This window comes from Winogradskyella sp., assembly GCF_028282165.1.
Lineage (GTDB): Bacteria > Bacteroidota > Bacteroidia > Flavobacteriales > Flavobacteriaceae > Winogradskyella.
This window is the reverse complement of record NZ_JANQIM010000022.1, coordinates 1-22,784: the sequence shown is the minus strand read 5'-3', so window position 1 is coordinate 22,784 and position 22,784 is coordinate 1. Positions and strand designations below refer to the sequence as shown.

18 protein-coding genes are annotated in these 22,784 nt (G+C 36.1%); 5 read left to right on the top strand and 13 right to left on the bottom strand.

The genetic code is table 11. The features are described 5' to 3' along the window. The 4 genes from Q0972_RS09025 to tilS all read right to left on the bottom strand — a co-directional run. A partial coding sequence (locus Q0972_RS09025; protein ID WP_299365032.1) for a M36 family metallopeptidase occupies positions 1-4,264 on the bottom strand: 4,264 nt, incomplete at its 3' end. 293 nt (positions 4,265-4,557) lie between these two features. After that, the gene (locus Q0972_RS09020) at positions 4,558-7,044 is read right to left on the bottom strand and encodes a T9SS type A sorting domain-containing protein (RefSeq protein ID WP_299365030.1); all 2,487 of its coding nucleotides are present in this window, start codon (positions 7,042-7,044) and stop codon (positions 4,558-4,560) included. A gap of 248 nt (positions 7,045-7,292) precedes the next feature. Next, the gene (gene ade / locus Q0972_RS09015; RefSeq protein ID WP_299365029.1) at positions 7,293-8,912 is read right to left on the bottom strand and encodes an adenine deaminase; all 1,620 of its coding nucleotides are present in this window, start codon (positions 8,910-8,912) and stop codon (positions 7,293-7,295) included. Positions 8,913-9,050: 138 nt separating this feature from the next. After that, on the bottom strand, positions 9,051-10,364 hold the full coding sequence (gene tilS, locus Q0972_RS09010; RefSeq protein ID WP_299365028.1) for a tRNA lysidine(34) synthetase TilS: 1,314 nt from the start codon (positions 10,362-10,364) through the stop codon (positions 9,051-9,053). 122 nt (positions 10,365-10,486) lie between these two features. On the opposite strand from tilS, the gene Q0972_RS09005 reads away from it, so the two are divergent. Beyond that, entirely contained in the window at positions 10,487-11,176 is a 690-nt protein-coding gene (locus tag Q0972_RS09005; RefSeq protein WP_299365027.1) for a hypothetical protein, read from the top strand. Between the two features lie 45 nt (positions 11,177-11,221). Here Q0972_RS09005 and Q0972_RS09000 read toward each other — a convergent pair whose 3' ends face one another. Then, positions 11,222-12,514, bottom strand: coding sequence for an anthranilate synthase component I family protein (locus Q0972_RS09000; RefSeq protein ID WP_299365026.1), 1,293 nt, complete (start codon positions 12,512-12,514; stop codon positions 11,222-11,224). Positions 12,515-12,593: 79 nt separating this feature from the next. On the opposite strand from Q0972_RS09000, the gene Q0972_RS08995 reads away from it, so the two are divergent. After that, the gene (locus Q0972_RS08995) at positions 12,594-13,484 is read left to right on the top strand and encodes an aldose 1-epimerase family protein (RefSeq protein ID WP_299365025.1); all 891 of its coding nucleotides are present in this window, start codon (positions 12,594-12,596) and stop codon (positions 13,482-13,484) included. Positions 13,485-13,523: 39 nt separating this feature from the next. After that, the gene (locus tag Q0972_RS08990) at positions 13,524-14,879 is read left to right on the top strand and encodes a DEAD/DEAH box helicase (protein WP_299365024.1); all 1,356 of its coding nucleotides are present in this window, start codon (positions 13,524-13,526) and stop codon (positions 14,877-14,879) included. A 96-nt stretch (positions 14,880-14,975) separates the two neighbouring features. On the opposite strand, the gene Q0972_RS08985 is transcribed toward Q0972_RS08990, so the two are convergent. From Q0972_RS08985 to Q0972_RS08970, 4 genes are all read right to left on the bottom strand, one after another. Continuing rightward, complete coding sequence (locus Q0972_RS08985) at positions 14,976-15,809, bottom strand: mechanosensitive ion channel (RefSeq protein ID WP_299365023.1); 834 nt, start codon at positions 15,807-15,809, stop codon at positions 14,976-14,978. Between the two features lie 32 nt (positions 15,810-15,841). Continuing rightward, positions 15,842-16,015: a hypothetical protein gene (locus Q0972_RS08980; RefSeq protein WP_299365022.1), complete on the bottom strand. Its 174-nt coding sequence runs from the start codon at positions 16,013-16,015 to the stop codon at positions 15,842-15,844. Continuing rightward, positions 15,999-16,592 carry an RNA polymerase sigma factor gene (locus Q0972_RS08975; protein ID WP_299365021.1) on the bottom strand — a complete coding sequence of 198 codons (594 nt, stop codon included), beginning with the start codon at positions 16,590-16,592 and terminating at the stop codon, positions 15,999-16,001. The genes Q0972_RS08980 and Q0972_RS08975 overlap by 17 nt, the downstream gene beginning before the upstream one ends. 86 nt (positions 16,593-16,678) lie before the next feature. Next, positions 16,679-17,083 (bottom strand): DUF2721 domain-containing protein, encoded by a 405-nt coding sequence (locus Q0972_RS08970; protein ID WP_299365020.1) that lies wholly within the window; start codon positions 17,081-17,083, stop codon positions 16,679-16,681. Positions 17,084-17,300: 217 nt separating this feature from the next. Between Q0972_RS08970 and Q0972_RS08965 the strand changes: the two genes are divergently transcribed. Then, a complete protein-coding gene (locus Q0972_RS08965; RefSeq protein WP_299365018.1) occupies positions 17,301-17,891 on the top strand; it encodes a hypothetical protein in 591 nt (196 codons plus the stop codon). A gap of 134 nt (positions 17,892-18,025) precedes the next feature. Here Q0972_RS08965 and lpdA read toward each other — a convergent pair whose 3' ends face one another. The 4 genes from lpdA to Q0972_RS08945 all read right to left on the bottom strand — a co-directional run bounded on the left by lpdA (position 18,026) and on the right by Q0972_RS08945 (position 21,139). Beyond that, a complete protein-coding gene (gene lpdA / locus Q0972_RS08960; protein ID WP_299365016.1) occupies positions 18,026-19,426 on the bottom strand; it encodes a dihydrolipoyl dehydrogenase in 1,401 nt (466 codons plus the stop codon). 5 nt (positions 19,427-19,431) lie between these two features. Continuing rightward, positions 19,432-19,986 (bottom strand): porin family protein, encoded by a 555-nt coding sequence (locus Q0972_RS08955; protein ID WP_299365014.1) that lies wholly within the window; start codon positions 19,984-19,986, stop codon positions 19,432-19,434. Positions 19,987-20,055: 69 nt separating this feature from the next. Further along, positions 20,056-20,682, bottom strand: coding sequence for a CPBP family intramembrane glutamic endopeptidase (locus tag Q0972_RS08950; protein ID WP_299365013.1), 627 nt, complete (start codon positions 20,680-20,682; stop codon positions 20,056-20,058). Position 20,683: 1 nt separating this feature from the next. Further along, positions 20,684-21,139 (bottom strand): Lrp/AsnC family transcriptional regulator, encoded by a 456-nt coding sequence (locus tag Q0972_RS08945; protein WP_299365011.1) that lies wholly within the window; start codon positions 21,137-21,139, stop codon positions 20,684-20,686. 164 nt (positions 21,140-21,303) lie between these two features. On the opposite strand from Q0972_RS08945, the gene Q0972_RS08940 reads away from it, so the two are divergent. After that, positions 21,304-22,509: an aminotransferase class I/II-fold pyridoxal phosphate-dependent enzyme gene (locus tag Q0972_RS08940; RefSeq protein ID WP_299365010.1), complete on the top strand. Its 1,206-nt coding sequence runs from the start codon at positions 21,304-21,306 to the stop codon at positions 22,507-22,509. Positions 22,510-22,784: the final 275 nt, after the last annotated feature.

The window sequence follows — 22,784 nt, the reverse complement described above, 5'->3', positions numbered from 1 at the left end:
TTCCACTGTAAACGCCTCCAACCGGTGAACCTCCTGAAAGTCCCGATACCAGACCTTCGTCCTCACAAAACAGGGTTGTAGCCAGATCAAAGATCAGTTCCGAAGGTTCTGGCAAGGTCACCGTCACTACGGCAGTACAGCTAGTCTGATTGCCCTGCCCATCGGTCGCCGTGACCGTAACCATATTGTCCCCTATATCGGCACAGGTAAAACTATCCTGGTCCAAGGTGAAGGTCAGTGCCTGGCCATTGCAGTTGTCAACAGGAAGCCCACCTAGGTACATAAAGTCCTTGATGCTCGTAAAGGTCTGTGAAGGATTCAAAAGATCGGTAGCCGATTGTGTATTGAGGTCTATGATATACACCTTGTTACAGCCTCCAGTAGAAGATGCAATCAACTTGTTGCCCACGTACTCTATAGCCTGTGCGCCACAACCTGGCGTAACACTGAACAGGCTCGAAGCCGTTCCCGTTGCTAGATCGATGGCACTAAGAGATACAGTACCAGTACCCGAAGAACGGATCAATCGGTTGTTGTCGTAATCATAGGTAAGCCCTACGGCACCACTGCCAGAAACATTGCTGAACGCATTCATGGTCTGTGTGGATACATTGTAGGCGTTGATCTCGCCGTTGTTAAAAGCGAAGTAAAGCGTACCGTCGGGACCGAACGCCATAGCCTGTGGGTTCGTGTTGCCCGTAACTGAGACTATGGTGCCTATCAACTGTGCCCCTCCGTTGCCCGTCTCTATATCGAAACTGAACAGTTCACGCGCTGCAGAATTACTGGTCGCACTCATAATATAAACTGTTCCGCTTGATGGATCACTGTCCATGGCAAAATTGCGCTCTATCTGTGTGCTGCCATTATACCCTGTATCTACAGAGATTGTATCATCTATAGCATTGTAGTCATAGCGTGAAATATTGCTATTGGCCGAGAAAGGATTCAAGGCATATAAAGATCCCGATATATCACCTCCCAGTAATATGTTAGATGGCTCAATGGTCGCGGTTCCATTTAATTCTAGTGCCAAGGTAATATCTTGGCAGACAATATCTGGAATGGCTGGCTGGACCTCGACATCTTGTGAACTTGATGTAACAGTACCACAAGAGTTCATACTCGAATAGGTTATGGTGTGCATGCCAGCTCCTGCCACGGCAGGATCAAAACTAAAGGTCGTACCGTTGCCGTCATCAGTGACACCTGTTCCACCATAAACGCCTCCAATCGGTGAACCTCCCGAAAGTCCCGACATCAGGCCTTCGTCTTCACAAAACAGGGTTGTAGCCAGATCTAATTCGGCACCACTATTAGGAAGCACCGTCACTGTTGCTGTACATGAAGCCGTATTGCCGTTTGTATCTGTTACGGTAGCTGTCACCAAATTATCACCAATATTTGAGCAGTCGAAAGTGTCAATATCAATAATAACTGTTGTTTCTAAACCACAATTATCTGGAAAACTCCCAGTATTTGGAATGAACGCTACAAAATCATTCGCAAAAGAAATTGTTTCAGAATTTCTGTTTGGTACGGTTAAAGCAAGGGTACCATCAATATTCTCTATACCTTGAGTCATCGGTGATCCGGATACATCTGTACTATGAATCTCGATTACATTAGATCCTTCAAATAATTTTACTTGTGTGGTTACCTCTGGTGTTGAATCACAACAGAAAGGTATATCCACAACATCAACCACCAATATACGGTTAGGTGCAGATCCAATTGTAGCATACCTTATTGTTCCGCTTCCAGGCGGATATAAATCATCCCAAGCAAATGCGATCAAATTATTGGGTAGTGAACCGCTTGGTAAATTTTGACCTGCGCAACACCCACTTTCGCCTCCGGAGTCGAAGGTTATAAAACCATTAGATGAAATATAAAAATTAGAATAGGTATTCTGATAAAAATTGAAATCGAATCCAATTGGTAAAGCACTAGATACCTGATCATCGAATAATGTTACCGTTGAGCTTCCGGCAGAGATATCTTCAGGACTAAAAGTTCCCGACTGATCTAATGTATAACCCTCACTTGGAAGGAAATTAGTAACAATATCTTCTGGGACTATGGTTAAAGTATCCGAGCTGTCTAAAGTCAGTGTTATGTCTTGACATATAATTTCTGGCTCACCATTAGTTACTTCTATGGTATCAGTTGCAGTGCCAGATGTAGAACAAATACTTGTAGCAGTATATGTTATAGTATGAGTTCCCTGTCCAGCTGTAGTAGGATCAAAAGTGAATGTAATCCCATCACCATTATCTGTTACACCCGGTCCTGAATATACACCTCCGATAGGAATGCCTCCGCCTAGTACTACGGAACTTTCAAAAAAGCAGAAGCTATTTTCTTCAATATCAAGATTGGTTGTTGGTGTATCAAAAGCTTCGACACCGTCAATTCTACTGCCCGATGAACCTTGAACAGCACTAAAACCAAGTCCTCTTTTTGCAAAAGCGTCCCAAATAATACATTGATTGGCACCACCATACAAAGCTATGTCTGCTGCTAGAATGGCATCTCGACCATCAACAAAGCCAGGACTACAAGGTTGCAACTTTAAGCCTTCGGTAACTAAGGCTATAGCAATATTATTACCTCCAGTACCATTATAGACATCTGGATCAAAACCATGCTCTTCAATTAGTCCCCAAGTTAATTCCCAAAGCATAGCTGCCCAGGTTGAACCTAAAGGATGCGGTCCAAAGGTCGTCTTTATATAGTCGTATGTTCTTGGATCTTGAGACAAATCTGTAGTATACGGATAATCTCTAATTCCTGGACCATCTTGGTCTTGTCCGAATAACCAATTACCAACAGTTTTGAGATCTGTTGGAAGATCTGACGCAGTCATTGTAAATATGCTTCCATACCAATCACTCCATCCTTCTCCCATTTGTTCGTCATTGAATAAACAATCTGAGTTTGATCCACCACCTGTAAGTCTAATTGAGATACCATGTCCATATTCGTGGATAATGACATGATTATCAAAATCACCATCTCTAAAATCGCAAGTGTACATCTGCATAACTCCAGAAGAGCCATCAGGTGGTGTAAAAAAATTAGCATTACATGATCCTGAACCGTCCTGTGCTTCAGCATTGACCGGATCATTTCCTACACCTAAACCATTGTAGTTATTCACCTGGAAGTTTCCGCTTTCTTCATCGAAACCATATAAATAGATAATATCGTGTATAATGTTACTCCAATAAAAAAGATTAGTTATTGCTGCATCTTCTGACTGATCCCCAGCACTAAACACTGGATTGAATGGATAATCGAAAGTTAGACTTGTACCACCATCTGGTTGATAACCAGGATTGTCACCATCTTCATAAGCGTTTACATTATTACCGCGAGTAACGGTGAATTCTGCTCCTGCACTGCCGTTTGTATCATGCCATCCAAATGGAGAAGCTATTAAGTTGTGTGGATCCACTTCTAGGGTTCTTGGCCCAAAGAATGGGTTCTCTAGGGGTAATGCAAATACATTATAGACCGATCCTCCAAAAGGCTTTGAATCGTCTGTAGTTGGAACAGACACTTCCAAAGACGACATTTCAGATTTGTGCGAATGGTCTGAACATTCATGATTACTTAAACCACAGGATGTCTTCCAATTATTTTTAGCTAAGATTTCACCTGTCTCTGCATTAACGTAAAAGTTAAACCAATTTTCTCCGCTAATTTCATATATCGACAACTGCCATGCTAAAACAGGTTTCTCAAATTCTCTTGAATAGTATATCTTCTTAACTGGAATAGGAACTTTAGAAATTCCTCCATCTGTAAAAATAGCTTTATTAGGATCTAGCTTTGTACCGTAACCATATGCGTTTTGTCTTAAACTACCGGTTATTGGATAATTCATCTGCTGAGCAACTCTTAAAATAGCGTCTCTGTTAGAGATAGAGCCTCTAGAATTAGCTAATATTTTATCCTCTATATTAGTAATAAAATTATTAGAGCTTGAGACAACTAAGCCATCTGGTAAGATGTGTAATCCAGATTCTGTTCCGACGATTTCTACACCATTATAACTTTGTCGGAAATAAAAATGCTTTACTTCAGATTTTCGGCTTGTATGGCTATCAGTGATTTTATAACTTTGTACATCTTTTTTTGAGAGTGTATTACGCTCTACAAGTTTATCGAGATATGATGTAACAAAAGCATTATTGTCTTGGGAAGATACCTTTAAGATACAAAGGAAACTTAAAGCTAGAAGGTATTTTTTAATCATGATGGTATTCTTTGATTTATAAACATAAAAAAAAAACCATTCCTTAAGCGCTTTACAACTTCGTATTTTTATTTATTCTACTAACCACACGAAACTATCGACGAAAACAACAAAACCTATATATTTTATGGGTTTTCAATTTGACCTTTTTAATCTTTGTAAAAAGTAAATAAAAACCCAATCTCAACAGACTGGGTTGTCATAAAAATATTTAAATAGTCGTTTACTTTTTTAATACCGTAAGCTCTATCTATGAATTATTGTATGCTTTATGAGTGTATCAGGATATTAGATCAATTCTTTATAAGCTTCTTTGTTGATGTTGAGTCTCCAGATTTAATATCTAAAAAGTATATCCCCTTGGACAAAGCTGAGATATCTAGACGATAATCTGTCGTTGAAACTTCTATTGTACTAAGCACTCTTCCGTTGATATCTATTAGTGTAATCTCATCAATAATCTGTCTCGATATAACATCTATCATATCCCTTGCTGGATTTGGATATATTCTAACACTTCGTAGCTCTTGGTATCCTATACTTAGTGGTTCTACAATCTCCGTGTTTACTGTATTTGTAATTATTGGCGGATTAAAATCGAAATAAATATCGGCTACGCCACTAATAATATCACCAACTTGAACATTACTTTTTGGTTTTATTTTAAAAGCGATATAACCATGAGAATCTGGCTCATTGCTTGTACTGTCTGGTAGATGGATATCATTAAATATGAAATTAACCTCGCTTCCATTGGTTATTTCCACTCTACCACTATGACTAAGGCTTTGCAATTGCATGGTTGACCAATCGAGTTTATCATCTAATACATGCTCTACACTTACATTAATAGCGCTCGCTGTACCTGTATTTTGAAAACGTATTAAGTAATCAAGATATTTACTTGCATCTTCAATAAAAATTTCATCTCCTTGCAACACAGTAATATCGTTTGGATCGTAAGAACCGATAACCGTTTGCTCTAGCTCAAAAACATTATCTCCTTCTGTTTCATCTCCAGAGACAGGGTTTATAGTTGCAGTTGACACCAACACGTCGTCAATATTGGTGGTTGGTGGTGGAAATACATTAAATTCTAAATCTATGGTTCTTGTTTCAAATGGATTTAAATCACTATAATTAAACGTTAAGGTATTTGCTGTTTGAGATACAACTGTTTCACTAGCATTTAAAAACTGAATTTTAGAATCATCGAATTCAAAAGTGATATCTCCACTTAATTGTATTGTACCAATATTATTATAAACTATCTGGTACGTTGTATCAAACCCTGGTCTTGGTTCGTCAATAGCTGGATAGACACTTATGTTTAAATCATTAAAAATATCTGCTGGTTCTATACAAAAATCAACCGTATCCGTATTTCCAATACCAGTAAAAGTAGATGTTGCCGACAAAGGGTTAGACGTATAGTATTGTGGCAAGTTTTCTAATTGTGTCGTAAAATTCCCCTCATCTACAGCTATCTGGTAAGTACCATCTTGTCTTGTAAAAGTAGAAAAATTATAATTGTCATTATAGGCAATGACGAGCAAGTTTGATAAAACACTATCTCCATCATCACATCCATCATTATCTAAGTCATTCATCACAGTACCGCTTATTTCATTACCCCGAAAACCTAAGTTTTTATACCAAGCAACTTTATTTACTAAAAACGAAGCCGAAAGGACATCTTTTCTTCCATCATTATTTATGTCGATTGCAAAAACGGATTCAGCTCCATTATTAGTGGCTGATACGATTTGCTGATCTCCAAAGGTCCCCGAACCGTCAAGATTTTCATACCAAGCTATTTTATTATCAAGATATGATGCAGATAACACATCCATATCTCCATCTGAATCTAAATCTATGGAATAAACATCTCTCGCTCCATCTGCATCTGTCGAAATAACTTGTTCTACCCCAAAATCTCCTTGTCCATTAGTATTTTCGTACCAAGCTATTTTATCATCGAAAAATGATGCAGATAACACATCTAAATCGCCATCATTATCTATATCACTTGTAAAAACTGATTCTGCCAAATCAGCATTAGTTGTTATTACTTGTTCTTCGCCAAAAGTGCCTTGGCCATCTAGATTTTCATACCAAGCGATTTTATCATCTAAATTTGATGCCGTTAAAACATCCATATCTGTATCTCCATCAATATCGGCAGCGTGAACTTTTAAGGCTCCATTTGTAGAAGTGGTTATTACTTGTTGTTCTCCAAAACTTCCTTCACCATCAAGATTCTCGTACCAAGCTATCTTATCGTCAACAGGAGATGCAGATAAAACATCTATGTCTCCATCATTATCAATATCACACGCATATACAGATCTCACTTGTATGGCATCAGTAGAGATAACCTGTTCTGTACTAAAAGTTCCCTGCCCATCAAGATTTTCATACCATACTACTTTATAATCTGAAGGGTCAGAATACCCAGCAACGATGTCATTATCACTATCTCCATCAACATCTATGATAAATACAGCACTTGCTTTAGGTGCTGTATTAGAAATAACTTGCTGATCACCAAATTCTCCATAACCATTTAAATTTTCGTACCATGATATTTTGTTATCAAACCAAGAAGCAGAAACAAGATCAACATCACCATCGTTATCTAAATCACCTGCAAAGACATCCTTAACACTATGCACAGAATTTATACCTTCTACTATAATAATTTCCCCAAAACCAATTTGTCCAAATCCTAACTGAAAAAAACCAAAAGCTAAAAAAATTGATATGTATATCTGTTTCATCTAATTGTGAGTTTATAACTTCAAATTAACTACTATTATTCTTACAAACAAAATAAAGTCAATTAACGGTTTGTAAATTTTGATGAATGACTTCTTTATGATACTATTGATATTTCAGAATCACTCGAATAAACGCGCCTTGTTAAGCTAATAAAAAACTATGAGATTCCTCAATGCAGCACTTTATCGGAATGGCCTTTATCATCATCTTAAATTTGTACATAGTGTGACATTGAAGTGATAACATTTTACACCTCGAGATCTGTAAATTGAAAGGTATTCCCATCAAAAAGTCCTTTGTCACTTAATTTTAGCGATGGAATTACCAATAATGCCATAAAAGATAAACTCATGTAGGGTGCATGAAGCTGACTCCCTAGTGCTTTCGCCATTTGGTCTAACTCTGCATATCGTTGACCTATGGTCTCTGCATCTTGATCGCTCATGATGCCTGCTACTGGTAACGGAACTACCTTTTCTTCGGAATCGCTAACAGCGCAAATACCGCCTTTATGCTCAATAATAAGATTGACTGCTTTGCATATCATCTCATCCGAAACGCCTAGTGCAATAATATTATGAGAATCGTGCCCTACAGATGATGCAATTGCGCCTTCATTAAGTCCAAAGTTCTTTATGAATGCGATTGCTGGCATATCATTTTTGTAGCGATTAACCACTGTCATTTTGAGTATATCTGTTTCAATGTTAGAGACTAAGTTACCGTCTTTAATTGTGGCATTTTCAATAATTTGGTTCGTAATCAACTCACCATCCAAACACTCAATGACTCGTATTTTTTTGGCTTTAGATTCCAACCTAAAATCCAGTATTTCTTTTTTATCAACGCTGAAATTATTTAAGTTCTCGAATTCGACATCTTTAATTTCTGAAACGCCATTACCATAAACACGTTGACCATCAATAAACGTTTGAAGTGTACTAAAGTCTCTCAAATCTTCGACAATAATACAATCGGCTCTATCACCAACCTGCAATAAACCAACCTCCAAGTCATAGTGTCTTACCGGGTTTACACATGCCGCCTGTAGCACTTTAAACACATCTATGCCTTTTGCCACTGCTCTAGTACATAATTGATTGATATGTCCTAATAATAAATCATCTGGATGCTTGTCATCACTACAAAACATCATATGCTGATAATGCTCGTCCAACAAACCGATTAAGGCTTCAAAATTTTTGGCAGCACTACCTTCCCTTATGATAACTTTCATCCCTTTTTGAAGTTTCTCCAGTCCTTCATCGTAGGTAAAACACTCATGGTCTGTAGAAATACCTGCAGCTATGTATGTTGTTAAATCATCACCTTGTAATCCTGGTGCATGGCCATCTATAGGTTTATCGAAATGCTTTGCCCACCCTATTTTTTTAAGGACTTCTGTATCCTTGTAAATAACGCCTGGATAGTTCATCATCTCTGCTAAATACCTAATATTCGGGTTTGCCATTAACGTTTTAATAGCTTCTGAATCGATCACTGCACCAGCTGATTCGAAACTCGTAGCAGGCACACATGATGGTGCCCCAAAATTGAACTTAAAAGAGGTTTGCTTACCATTGGCTATCATAAACTCCACGCCTTCTACACCTAAAACGTTGGCTATTTCATGCGGATCTGATACCGTTGCTACTGTACCATGTTTTACGGCTATTTTTGCGAATTCTGATGGCACTAACATTGAACTTTCAATATGGATATGTGCATCTACAAACCCAGGAAGTATAAAATGGTTTTCTTCGCAGTCCTTTTCAATGATCGACGTAATGATTCCATCTTCAATGGTCACCTCTCCCTTAAAAATTTTGCGGTTAGGTATGTCTACTATGTTGCCTTTTAGTTTCATAATTATTCTTTACAGTTCTCGATACATTCCGACGTTTACACTTCGATGCTTCGACTTCATTGCGACTGCGCTCAATGTGACACGCTCAGCACAGGCAAGCTCAGTGAACACAGTCGGAACACTCGAACTGACAGCAAGCTAGGTCAATTCAATTTTTAAAATTTGTTGTGTTTTGTCTGTGACTTTAAATCGATCGTCTGCTCGCATTCCAACCACCCAAACAATATTGCCTTTTGAGGCCAATACCCAAGTATGTGCTTTTTCTGTTGGTAATAGCTTTTCGTCCTTTAAATATTTACTTAACTTTTTCTTGCCTTTCATACCTAATGGATGAAATACATCATCTGTTTCCCAAATGCGAAGCTCTAGAGGAAATTTAATATTTTCAAAATCTACGAAAATAGTAGTACTGGAATTATCTTCAAGTGCATCTACTTTTTGAAAGTCTAGAGTCCCTAGAGGTGTTTCGACAGGATTATCTACTTCATTTATAACGAAAGATTCTTCCCTTCGTTCTGATTGACGATCGGTTAAAATTAAAAATTCACGATGTTTTATTAATCGATGTGTGTTGGATTTAACGTACTTTCCAGTTTCGGCATCTAATAAATCTACCACATCATTCCACTCCGTAAATCCAAAATCCTTGAACATTTCGAAAAGATAAGCTCTTGGATTATTTACTTTTTTGAATTCTGAAACTTTATAGATAATTTCCTTATCATTAATAGTTGTTATGGCGCGTTTAGAAACTGCATTTAAACTCTCCTCTACAATATCTGCCGTATCATTTAAATACCCTAAAGTATTCTGGAAACTATCTAATAACTGTGGATTGATCTCTTTTAGGATTGGTACTACTTCGTGGCGTAATTTATTTCTGAGATACTTACGAGATGAGTTGCTGCTATCCTCTCGCCACTTTATCTGCTCCTCCATCGCATAGGCTTCTATCTCTACTCTCGAAAATCGCAACAAAGGCCTTACAATATTGTCATTAACCTCTGGTATTCCTGTTAAGCCATTTAGTCCTGTGCCCCTGGTAAAGTTGATTAAAAAGGTCTCTAGATTATCATCCGCATGATGTGCAGTAAGTATATAATCGAATTGTAGCTGTTCTGCCAACTCTTCAAACCAATGATACCGCAACTCTCTTGCAGCCATTTGTATGGAAAGTTTATGTTCTTCTCCATACGCTTGGGTATCAAAATTTTGGATAAACACTTCAACATCGAGCTCTTCGGCTAATTCCAGAACAAAATCCTCATCTGCATTACTTTCTTCTCCTCTTAAATTAAAATTGCAATGGGCTAAAGCAAAGTCAGAATCTAAAGACTTGCACAAATGCGAGAGGACCACACTGTCAATACCTCCCGAAACACCAATGAGCAGTCTCGCTGAATGCAAGAATTTAAAATGGTCATCAATATATTCCCTAAAGGCTGTTAACATAGGGTAAATATACAATAATGAGATATGACATCTACTTATGTTTTTAGATTAATAATGACATTTGTCATAGAAAAGACTGTTTGTTATGTCTAGCTTTAATGAAATAATAAAACAATTGATTTATGAGCACTTTCAAAGAACTATCGTCAAAATCTGCTCAAACTGCTTTTGATAAGAAAGTACTTTCTGCAGTGCCCCATTTACATCCCTACGTAAAACACAGAATTTATATAGCCGAAACCACAGGCATTTTACCAAAAAACATGTACTCTTCCAATGGTATCATTGATGAATGTATCATTGAACTCTACAGCAACGGTTTTAATATAGAAGCCGAACGAATGGCGGTAAAACTTGAATTGTTTAAACTTGTAGATAACTATATGAATGAACTTTTTAAAAAAGAAGCCTATCATAAGAATACTATAAGCACGGACAGCATCCTTCAAGATGAGATGAGCCGATTAAGTGAAGACTATACGATCGATGCCGACTTGGATTTAATCTTAAATACGGAATTAAGCGATATTTCATATCAGCAAGATCAAAGTAACCACTTGTACCTTTACGATGACAAACAAGCCTCAATACTTAAGGCTTTTGAACTAGAAAATTTATCCAAGACCGAATCTCCTAAGGTATTTGGTCGCTTTTATAGCTGGCTTCCCATTAATATCTCTAATATTGTGGATTTATACATCTTCGGAAATCTGGATTTTGACGATATCGCCAAAATAAAAAATATAACCACGGATCGTATAGAGGATATTTTTGATAGAGTTAAAAAAAGCTTTAGAAGCCACTTAGAGTAAGTGGATATTTAGCCGAGCACATTTAATAACCTTAAATTGAGTCTTTTAACTTTCCAAGACTTCGCGCATGGCCTTGGCTTTTACCAAGCACTCCTCATATTCCTTTAAGGGGTCGCTCTTTGATGTAATTGCACTGCCTACCGAATAGGAAATATAGTTTTGTTTTGCATTGTAGAGAATACTGCGAATCACTACATTAAAATCAAAATCACCATTTGGCGCAAAATAACCCACAGAGCCCGAATATAAACCGCGTTTGGTTTCCTCTAATTCTTCGATGATTTTCATTGCTGAAATTTTAGGTGCACCCGTCATACTGCCCATAGGAAAAGTTGTTTTCAAAATCTCAACGGGCTTAACCGCTTTTGAAACTCTTGATGTAATGGTTGAAATCATTTGATGTACTTGCAAAAAAGAATAGACCTTACAGAGCTCTTCTACTTTCACACTTCCTTTCTCGGCTGTATGGGACAAATCATTACGTACCAGATCAACTATCATGATGTTTTCGCTACGCTCTTTTTCGTCAATTGACAATGCTTTAGCCAGCCTTTGGTCTTCTTCTTTATCGGTAGAACGCTTGGCTGTTCCCTTTATGGGCTGCGAAATTACAATATTGCCATCTTTTGTAATGTATCGTTCGGGTGAAGCCGACAATAGATATTTATCGTCACATTTTAGAAATGTTGCAAAAGGAGGTTGAGAAATCTCATTGAGCTTGTTAAAGGTTTCAACGGTATTAATCGTACTGTGCTCCGCATAGAACTCTTGGCAAAAATTAGCTTCGTAAATATCGCCACGTTGTATATGCGCAAGCATCGTACTTACTTTTTCAAAATACTCGTCCTTATGAATTCTAAGCTTAATTTTTATGCCATTAGCTAATGGCCCACTTTTTTGATTGTTTGATAGCTCTATGGTTCTAAGATCATCTTCAATCTCATCATCAACCATTTTTAAATACTTAATTTCCACTTGCCCATCCTTAACCAAGAATAGCTTTTTTGGCTGAAAGAAATATATATCTGGAAGCTTTATACCGTCAAAATTGTTAGACTTTAAATCTTCTATGGTATTTTTTAAGTCATAAGTTAAATATCCAAAAATCCAATCTTGAGTAGATTGCTGGTATTCGTTGAGACTATTAAAGGCATTATCATAATCAGTGCGCAAACTTGTTAAAGCATCAACAGCTAATATGGCATCATATTGACTATATTTATCCTTATGATCGTTAGAATCTATCCATACAACATTATCAAATTGTTGTGCCCAAAACAATAATTGCTTTTTAAAACGCTTAGGATGTTTTAACGGGTAAGTAACTGATGTTCTCAATAGATCATTTTAATTTTGCAAAAATAAACAGAATACTTTTAATGAAATAAGTATTGTATATTTCAACAAAACTAATACCATGTACAGCCTAAAAAACGAAAGCCTTCACATAAATATAAAACATAAGGGTGCTGAGTTATGTAATATTACCTCTGTAAAATCAAATCTAGAGTTTTTATGGCAAGCCGACCCGAAAGTATGGGGAAGCCATGCGCCCAATTTATTTCCAATAATTGGCGCATTGAAAGACGACACCTATTACTATGACTCTAAAGCCTATAAAATGCCCAAGCATGGCTTTTTGAGACATCATGAAGACTTTGAAGTCATGGTGCAATCCAAAGATAAAATTGCATTCAGATTGATTTCAAATAATAAGCTTAGTGCGATTTATCCTTTTGATTTTGAATTTTTATTGACCTATACACTTATTGATAACGTACTACACCTACATCATTCTGTAAAAAACACGGATAAGAAAACCATTTATTTTTCCTTGGGCGGTCATCCTGCTTTTAATTGTCCTCTCTATGATGGTGAACTGTACACGGATTATTTTCTAGATTTTGAAAAACTCGAAAACAGCAAATCTTACATCCTAGATATGCCTACAGGATTAGTTACTAAAAAGACAAAAGCCGTTTTTACAGAAGGGCACAAAATTCAACTAAGACCACATTTATTTAATGAAGATGCCCTGATTTTCAGGGATATTAAATCTAGAGCCGTGACTTTAAAACATAAAGAAAAGGGAGGAATTCTTTCTGTAAGATTCGATGACTTCCCCTATTTAGGTATTTGGGCAAAGCCTAATGCACCATATGTTTGTATTGAACCATGGTTAGGTATTGCAGATTCTGAAAGTACCAATCAACAATTAATTAATAAAGAAGGTATTATTGTGCTGCAACCAAATTCTGATTTTAATGCAACATACAGTATTGAAATAGATAAAGCCCATTTAGTCTAAGTTGATTAATAGTGTTAGTTTTGTGCAAAATTAGGACGATTGACTTTTCAGGATTTAAATTTAAACACACCTCTATACAATGCTATTGATGATTTAGGCTTTAAAAACCCAACACCAATTCAGGCAGAAGCCTTTAATATAGTGGCCTCTGGAAAAGATGTTGTCGGGATCGCACAAACCGGTACTGGTAAGACATTTGCTTACATGATGCCAATATTGCGACACCTAAAATATTCTCGGCAAGACAATCCCAGAGTTCTTATTCTTGTACCAACCAGAGAGTTGGTTGTACAGGTTGTTGATGAAATAGAGAAACTATCCAAGTACATTAACAATCGCGTTTTAGGTGTTTATGGTGGTACCAATATCAATACGCAGAAGCAAGCTGTAGCCCAAGGTCAAGACATCATTGTAGCCACTCCAGGTCGATTATACGACTTAGCGGTTAGCAGGGTTTTACAGTTAAAATCGATACAGAAATTGGTAATAGATGAAGTCGATATTATGCTCGACCTTGGATTTAGGCATCAACTGACAAATATTTTTGATATTTTACCTGAGCGCAGACAAAATGTTATGTTTTCTGCAACGATGACAAAGGACGTAGATGAATTGATTACGGATTTTTTCATTGACCCAGCAAAAATTCAAATTGCGGTTTCCGGAACACCTTTAGAAAACATCAAACAACAGCGTTATAATGTTCCTAACTTTAACACAAAAGTGAATTTATTGGAACATCTTCTACAGAATGAAGATGAATTTTCTAGGGTTCTCATTTTTGTAGGCTATAAAAAAATGGCCGATCGCCTTTTTGATATACTAGACAAAATTTTTCCAGGGCAAACTTGTGTGATCCATTCTAACAAAACCCAAAACTATAGACTAAGAAGTATTGAACAGTTTAGAGAAGGCGCCCATAGATTACTGGTTGCCACTGATGTAATGGCAAGGGGTTTGGATATTGATAATGTAACACATGTCATTAATTTTGACACTCCCGATTATCCCGAAAATTATATGCACAGGATCGGGAGAACAGGTCGTGCAGAAAAAGAAGGTCTCGCGATTTTACTGTCATCCGAAAGGGAACAAGAATCACGCCTAAGAATTGAAGCCTTAATGCAGCAAGAGATTGAAACTCTTACTATCCCTGACGCTGTAGAAATATCCACAGAATTGATTGAAGAAGAGCGTCCTCAGATAAAAGAGCGCAACAATCCAATAAAAAGAAAACAAGAAGACTTATCTGGGCCTGCTTTTCATGAAAAAAAAGATAAAAACAAAAAAACCAATCTTCGAGGCTCTTATAAGCGAGAAATTGCAAAAAAATACAAAAAACCAAAAACGCGTGGCGATAAGAATTATAACAAGCGTAATAAAAAACGTAGATAGAAAAGAAAAAACCTCTTCAGAATTGAAGAGGTTTTTTTATAGGTCAAGTACTGCAGGACCACATTTTATAACAAGATAAAATCTATAACCCTAACCTTATAGTTGATCCTGCATTTGTACTTGATTTTCCATTAAATCGTTTATAGGTACTATTAATCGTCCTTGTTGATTTTTCAAAATTATTGAAATACTTTTTACTTCATCTACAATATAATCTTCATTATTGAAATTAATTTTCTGGCCCACTTCAAACATTTTTCTGGCATAAAACGTATGCATCAACTTGGCAACCACATTTTTAGCTCCTAGTCCAAATGCTATAGCAAATGCCAAGAGAAAAGCTGCCAAGATCATTGTAATGTTGCTTGTTATTATGGTTGTATCAATACCCGCTTGGTTTAAAGCAGTAATGGTAATAAAAATCAACAATAAAAAGAAGACAACCTGACTTATGATTTTGCCACCAGATAAGTCCATGGATTCAAAAAAAGATTTTAAACCTTTTTTTACAAAGTTAGCAAATAACAAACCTAAGGTAAAAATGATTAAGGCCGCAAAAAGCTGAGGCAAATAAGATAATAGTTCGCTTATTTGATTTGAGATAATCTCTAATCCCATAATATCCGACACCATTATAATTAAAATGATGTACATGACCCATTTTACAAATTTTGATACAATCTTAATCGTATCAAAATTGAGCTTCTTCCCTTCTACAATTTCTATATCGTTTAATTTATCATCGAGCTTATTGGCTTTGGTAACTTTGAGCACCTTTTTAATAGCATTAACTATTAATTTTGTCACTAACCACCCTATAAATAATACAACTAAGGCCCCTAATGCCTTTAGGGCTACTGCCGAAAATTCTGGCCACATAGATGATAGTGATTGTAATGCTGTATCTTTAAAATCTGTTACTTTTTCCATACTTATATTTTACGTTAGGGCTTACTAAGCATTTATTTTTTTCTATTTCTGCTTACTGTATCTATAATGTATCCTAAATTATACGAAAACAGTTCCGCTAACTCCATCAATAGCTTGGCCATAGCAATGTCGTTCATGACCTTGCCTTTAAGCTCTGGCGGAACTTCTTTTAATGGTTGATTTATTTGCTTAAATGGATTTTCCATCTTTCGTATAATTATCGTACTTATGTACAAGTTTTTCTTTTGCTCTTTTTAAGCGCATTTTTACTGCGCTTTCACCTATATCTAAAGCTTCTGATAATTCCTTGATCGATAAATTATCCTGATACTTTAGTAATAGAATCATTTTCTCATCTGGAGAAATTAATTCCATGACACGCTTTAACTGCTCAACTCTCATGCTTTCGAACTCTTGCGTAGAATCAATATCGTCACCAATATTCTGAATATCAATATTTTCAGAACTTACAGATTGTTTCTCAATCTTTTTAGCTGTATTTCTGGTTACGTAATTTACACAATGATTATATGTAAATGCATATAACCATGTCGAAAATTTTGATTTCCCCTTAAAGCTTGCCAATTTAACGAACACCCTCAAAAACACATCTTGTGTTAAATCCTTAGCTTCATCTACTCCATTTGCAAATCCATAACATTTATTGTAAACCATAGAGGCATACCTATCATAAAGTACTTCAAACAACAATGTGTCGTTTGTTTTTACGATTGCTTCTACGAGCGCTTCATCGGTTAGGCTATGAACGGCGTCAGTTGTCAATTGGTTTGTCAGGTCTTTTAACTTGGTTAGTTATTGATTTTAGACACAAACTTTTTAATGAAGTCACTTTCATCTTAAAAAAATTCTTACTTTTTTAAATATTCTTCCATATCACTTAGATGATGCCCTAAAGCTTGGGTTGAAATCTGTATTTCCCTAATCAAGAAAGCCAATGATAAAATGAGCAACAATAATGCTACACCAAAGATCCAAACTGCTGATGTATGCTGATCTATATAAACTAAAAACATCGTCAAAACACATAGCAAAAGACTAGATATACCAAAGATCTGCATCCAACGCGTTAAATTTAGTCTTAGTTTTAAGTTATTGATTTGTCTTATTAAAGATTCCTCTTTCTTTTCTCTATACTTTTCGCTTAAATTTCTTATTACCGCTGCGTAAGCCAAAAAACGGTTGGTATAAGCTAGCATTATTAAAGAAATTGCCGAGAATAGAAGTGCTGGTGTTGTGAGGGTTAGTGCTTCCATTGTTGAGTTTTTACAAAATTACTGAAATAATAAACTCTAGAACTAAATTATGGGGGTATTATGATGAAAATGATACAGTTAATCGAATTCACCATCCATTAGTCGAAGTTATAAGAAAGAAGTTTTAAAACATCTAGAAAATTTCTAGTTTTATGTAAATAAAAAACCAAATCTATCGTTATAATAGCCTCTGGCATTATAATTAATAAGCTACTTAATGAACGATTATCTCCATAATACCATTCCCAACCTTAAACCGTTTGATTATGAGCGTCACCACGACTCCCATTTTATAAATCAGCAATGGGTATTGGTTAATGGTATTTCTGAAAAAAAATCGATCTATACCTTTAGGGATGATAACATCCTGGAAATTGAAAGAAAAGATGCAACTATTAAAACATCTTGGACATTAAACATCCATAATATTTTTACTATTGAAACCGAAGATGGTGTTATTAACGTAAAAGCATATTTTAAGGATGACGATATCTTAGTGTTAAATCATCAAGACAAGGAAGAATTTGCACTATATATAAATACGACCAACTACGATGAAGAGTTAAATTCCGTTGAAGACATCCAATTGTTTTTAAAAGAAAAGTACAGGAAGAAGGTTAGCAATGTAATCTATGAACACGAATTCTATTATATATCGGAATCTGAAGAGTTTGGTCCAAATACAGTTGAAGAACTTTCGGAAAAGGTTAAAAACGAAGATATAAGTGCGTATTGTTTTGTGCGAGACATCAATGAGGACGATTATTCTAAACGTTTACGCATTGTGGATTTGATGCAGGAACTTTAGCCTTAAACACAAATAAAAAAGCGAACTGCACTTCGACTACCCTCAGTGACCATGTTCGCTTTTATTAGATTTTGAAACATCCCGTCCCTTGTAATTATCTGGAACTATAAGGACAGAATAACAATATTCTTGCTTTAAACATGCAAAGGTCTATTATCCGTAGCTGCTAGTGCCGCTTCTTTAACCGCTTCAGCAAACGTTGGATGCGCATGCGAATATCGAGAAATATCTTCAGCAGAAGCTCTAAATTCCATTGCTGTTACAGCTTCGGCAATTAAATCGGCACAACGTGCGCCAATCATATGTACGCCTAAAACTTCATCCGTAGTTTTATCTGCTAATATCTTTACAAAGCCATCGGTATCACCACTAGCTCTAGCTCTTCCTAACGCCCTAAATGGAAATTGACCAGCTTTATACTCAATTCCAGCCTCTTTTAATTCTTCTTCCGTTTTACCAACTGCAGCTACTTCAGGCCATGTGTACACGACGCCTGGAATTAGATTATAATCAATATGAGGTTTTTGCCCTGCAAGAGTTTCAGCCACAAATACGCCTTCTTCCTCTGCTTTATGAGCTAACATAGCTCCTCTAATCACATCTCCGATGGCATAGATGTTAGGGACATTGGTCTGTAAATGGTCATTAACTTCAACCTGTCCTCTATCATTGATTTTCACGCCTGCAGCTTCTGCATTTAAGCCATCCGTATATGGACGTCGGCCAACAGATACTAAACAATAATCGCCTCTAAACTCAACAAGGTCGCCTTTTTTATTTTCTGCTTTTACAATTACCTCATCACCATCACGCTCAACAGACTGTACTTTGTGTGACATCATCATTTTACACTTTGCCTTTTTAAAGACCTTATTCAATTCTTTAGACAAGCCCGCATCCATTGTTGGTAAAATTCTGTCCATGTATTCTATCACGGTCACTTCCGCACCTAATCTATAATAAACTTGTCCTAACTCTAAACCAATGACGCCACCGCCAATAATGATCATGTGCTTTGGAACTTCCTTAAGCTCTAAAGCTTCCGTGGATGTGATAATGCGTTCTTTATCAAGCGTAATAAAAGGTAAATTAGAAGGCTTAGAGCCTGTGGCTATAATGATATTTTTGGCCTCTATCTCTCCTGCATCCTTACCATCGATTTTTATGTGTGTAGCATCTTTAAATGAACCTAGCCCCTCATAAACGTCGATATTGTTTTTCTTCATTAAAAAATCAATCCCGCCTGTAGTTTGATTCACAACAGCTTGTTTCCTCGCAACCATTTTTTCTAGGTTAACTTTAATTTCACCTGGAATCTCTATGCCATGCTCTTCAAAATGCTTTGTGGCCTCCTCATAATGATGAGAAGAACTCAACATGGCCTTACTAGGAATACAGCCTACGTTAAGGCATGTGCCTCCTAGTGTGGAATATTTTTCAATAATTGCAGTTTTCATGCCCAACTGTGCACAGCGAATAGCAGCCACATAACCACCAGGACCTGAACCTATTATTGCTACATCGTATGAATTCATATATCTTATTTTATTTTAAATTGAAATGCTAATTGAAATGCTCTATTTTGATTATTTGTATCTGCTGTAGTTACGTCCGTTAAACCCATATAATATCGTAATGATGAACTTACTTTATTAGAAATTGCATAACTGGCACCAACATTTATTCCAAAATCCCTATCAAAAAAATCTGACTTGACATCGGCCATAGAGCCTGTGCCATTCTTTGCGGTTACTAATAATCCCACTTGAGGGCCTGCATCAAAACTAATTTGTTTTGACACAAAATACTTTGCTATTACTGGTAGCGCAACGTAGTTTAATCTCACATTAGGATTATCACCTTCGTTTTGTTTAAATCCATATACTGTAAACAGTAATTCTGGTTGCACCTTTACATCTTTTGTCAATACTATCTCCATGTAAAACCCAGCTTGAAAATTAACCAAGGGCGACAAATCACCTATTCCATCTCCGGCCAAATTCGAAATATTTCCCCCTGCTTTTATGCCAAATGGATGCTCTTGTGCAATAAGGCTAAAAGAAACAAAAAGTAATACAACCAAGGGTGTTCTCATATAGACCTAAATGAAAAAACAAAAATACAACTTCCTTTAATGATTTGCTACTAAATCTATCTTAAAGCATTAAGAAGGAAAACCTAGCATTTCGCCCATACCAACGGTAAATAGCCAACAACCATAAATGGCATGCTCTATAGACACTAAAAGAGTAGATTTTGTCTTTTTGAACGTTAAAGCAAACAAAACACCTCCAATGAATGTTAAGAACATCACTAAAGTATTTTTGAAGAATATATGAGCTAAGGAAAAGACTGCTGCATTTACCAAAATAAAAAGAGCATGACTCCTAAATAACGATTCATAGCGCTGAAAGAAAAACGTTCTATAAATCAACTCCTGAGGATAAACTGAAAAAACAGAATAAATAAACAAAATCACTACCCACAACAGAGGTTTAGTTTTTATAACTACAAACAAGTTTTTATAGTCCATAAAATACATGTAAACTCCTGTAATTATGGCAATAAACACGAGTTTTATTAGGGTTCGCCTCCAGAATTGTGTCCAATTGATATGCGGTCTTAACTTAAACTTATTATTCTCAACTTTAAGAAGTACATAGGCAACATAAAGAAAGCCTACTAATCCTATAGCTAGTTTTATCCAAATAGCAAACTTCAAAGCAAAACTTATAGGAATTAAAATAAAAATGATGAAAAACTCTATAAGCCTATATCTAATACTTTGCATACTATAATGTAATAGCAGTTGTACATTTTACTTCATTGATCATAAACATACTATGTGTGCTGCCAATATGATCTATTGTTGTGAGTTTTTTAACCATAAATTCACGAAACGCCTCCATATGCTCAACGAGTACTTTTAGTAAATAATCATAATCGCCACTAATATGATAACATTCTAAAACTTCTTCCAATTTACGAACTTCTCGTTCAAATTTCATAACATAGTCTTGAGAATGTTGTACCAACTTTACATGACAAAAGGCTACAAATGCTTTATCGACTTTCTTTTTATCAATCAAGGCGACATAATTACTAATTACTCCATTATTCTCTAGCTTTCTAATACGTTCATAAACAGCGGTAACGGATAAGCCAAGTGCATTTGAAAGTGCTTTATTGGTTTGCTTACAATCCTTTTGAAGTAGTTTTAGCAAAGCCTTATCTATATGATCTAACATGCCTATAAATGATTTTTCGGTTTGGAATATATTTACAATGAAATTATAGATTTATTTTCTAATAATAAATAAATATTCAGGTTTTTTTTTGTTATTTAAACATATATATTGATTTTATATCTATTTATAACGAAATTTGAACTACGATTAAAAATGCATTCATCATGAAATTTAAACCTGCTAATAACATTCAAGATTTACAGTATTTTGGTGAATTTGGTGGTGTGAATCCATCAATATCAGATTCATCGACCTATACGTTTTTGTCAGCTAAAACCATGTTCGATACATTTGAAGGTAATGCCGATGGTTGTTATTTATATTCTCGCCATTCATCACCGTCAAATTTGTACTTAGGTGAAGCTTTGGCTGCCATGGAAGATACCAAAACAGCAACCGTTACGGCTTCTGGAATGGGAGCCATTACTACTGTATTGTTACAACTTTGTTTAACGGAAGATCATATAGTAAGCAGCAGAACCATTTATGGTGGCACTTATGCATTTTTAAAAAACTTTGCTCCGAGATTGGGCATTGACACCTCTTTTGTAGACATTACAAAGTTAGATCGTGTTGAAGCGGCCATTACACCGAAAACCAAAGTATTATTCTGCGAGTCTATTAGCAATCCTTTATTAGAAGTTGCAGATATCAAAAGCTTAGCGCAACTAGCAAAAAAACATAATCTAAAACTTGTAGTAGACAATACCTTTTCGCCCTTATCGATTTCTCCCGCTAAATTAGGTGCAGATATTGTTATCCATAGTCTAACAAAGTTTATCAATGGTTCGTCTGATACCGTAGGAGGTGTTGTCTGTGGCGAACAAGACTTTATTGACCAGCTCCGAAATGTAAATTATGGTGCAGCCATGCTTTTGGGACCTACCATGGATAGTTTGCGAGCTGCTTCGATACTAAAAAATCTAAGAACATTGCATGTTAGGATGCAGCAACATAGCCATAACGCCTTGTATCTAGCCAAAAAGTTTGAAGGCGACGGTTTAAAAACAGTTTACCCTGGTCTAAAATCACATCCATCACATGAGTTATTCATATCTATGATGAACGATAAATACGGTTTTGGTGGTATGCTCACCATAGATGTAGGTTCTCTGGAAAAAGCCAATGAACTCATGGAACTGATGCAAAAACGCAACCTAGGCTACTTAGCCGTAAGTTTAGGGTTTTACAAGACTTTGTTTAGTGCGCCTGGAAGCTCTACATCTTCCGAGATTCCTGAAGATGAACAAAAAGAAATGGGATTAAGCGATGGACTTATACGTTTCTCTATAGGTTTAGATGCAGATATAGAACGTACCTATAACATGATGAAAGCTTGTATGGTAGAGTTAGGGGTTCTTGAAGCTTAGGTAGTCTAAAATTTTGTTACCTTCAGTGATTTATCATTGTCGACATCAAAATATGTTTTGATTGCAACTACTAAACGTAGCTCTTACGAATTACCCGAACCTACTTTTACTATCATTGTCCTTTTAAACGCACCCAAAGGGCATTCATAGCAAAACCAAAATCATCCGTTCCTGGTTCAAAAGGTTTCATGTTTAAGCGATCTCCATCCTTGTATAACATAAGATTAAAAATCGCTTTATAACCTTCTCGTGTTTTTACCATGGGATACCTTAAG

What these genes read in the sequence shown, in the direction of transcription:
- Q0972_RS08985 (WP_299365023.1), bottom strand. Translation starts at nt 15,809, where the DNA reads ATGGAAAAAGTAACAGATTTTAAAGATACAGCATTACAATCACTATCA.
- Q0972_RS08980 (WP_299365022.1), bottom strand. Translation starts at nt 16,015, where the DNA reads ATGGAAAATCCATTTAAGCAAATAAATCAACCATTAAAAGAAGTTCCG.
- Q0972_RS08940 (WP_299365010.1), top strand. Translation starts at nt 21,304, where the DNA reads ATGAAATTTAAACCTGCTAATAACATTCAAGATTTACAGTATTTTGGT.
- lpdA (WP_299365016.1), bottom strand. Translation starts at nt 19,426, where the DNA reads ATGAATTCATACGATGTAGCAATAATAGGTTCAGGTCCTGGTGGTTAT.
- tilS (WP_299365028.1), bottom strand. Translation starts at nt 10,364, where the DNA reads ATGTTAACAGCCTTTAGGGAATATATTGATGACCATTTTAAATTCTTG.
- ade (WP_299365029.1), bottom strand. Translation starts at nt 8,912, where the DNA reads ATGAAACTAAAAGGCAACATAGTAGACATACCTAACCGCAAAATTTTT.
- Q0972_RS08950 (WP_299365013.1), bottom strand. Translation starts at nt 20,682, where the DNA reads ATGCAAAGTATTAGATATAGGCTTATAGAGTTTTTCATCATTTTTATT.
- Q0972_RS08955 (WP_299365014.1), bottom strand. Translation starts at nt 19,986, where the DNA reads ATGAGAACACCCTTGGTTGTATTACTTTTTGTTTCTTTTAGCCTTATT.
- Q0972_RS08995 (WP_299365025.1), top strand. Translation starts at nt 12,594, where the DNA reads ATGTACAGCCTAAAAAACGAAAGCCTTCACATAAATATAAAACATAAG.
- Q0972_RS09005 (WP_299365027.1), top strand. Translation starts at nt 10,487, where the DNA reads ATGAGCACTTTCAAAGAACTATCGTCAAAATCTGCTCAAACTGCTTTT.
- Q0972_RS08945 (WP_299365011.1), bottom strand. Translation starts at nt 21,139, where the DNA reads ATGTTAGATCATATAGATAAGGCTTTGCTAAAACTACTTCAAAAGGAT.
- Q0972_RS08970 (WP_299365020.1), bottom strand. Translation starts at nt 17,083, where the DNA reads ATGGAAGCACTAACCCTCACAACACCAGCACTTCTATTCTCGGCAATT.
- Q0972_RS08965 (WP_299365018.1), top strand. Translation starts at nt 17,301, where the DNA reads ATGAACGATTATCTCCATAATACCATTCCCAACCTTAAACCGTTTGAT.
- Q0972_RS09020 (WP_299365030.1), bottom strand. Translation starts at nt 7,044, where the DNA reads ATGAAACAGATATACATATCAATTTTTTTAGCTTTTGGTTTTTTTCAG.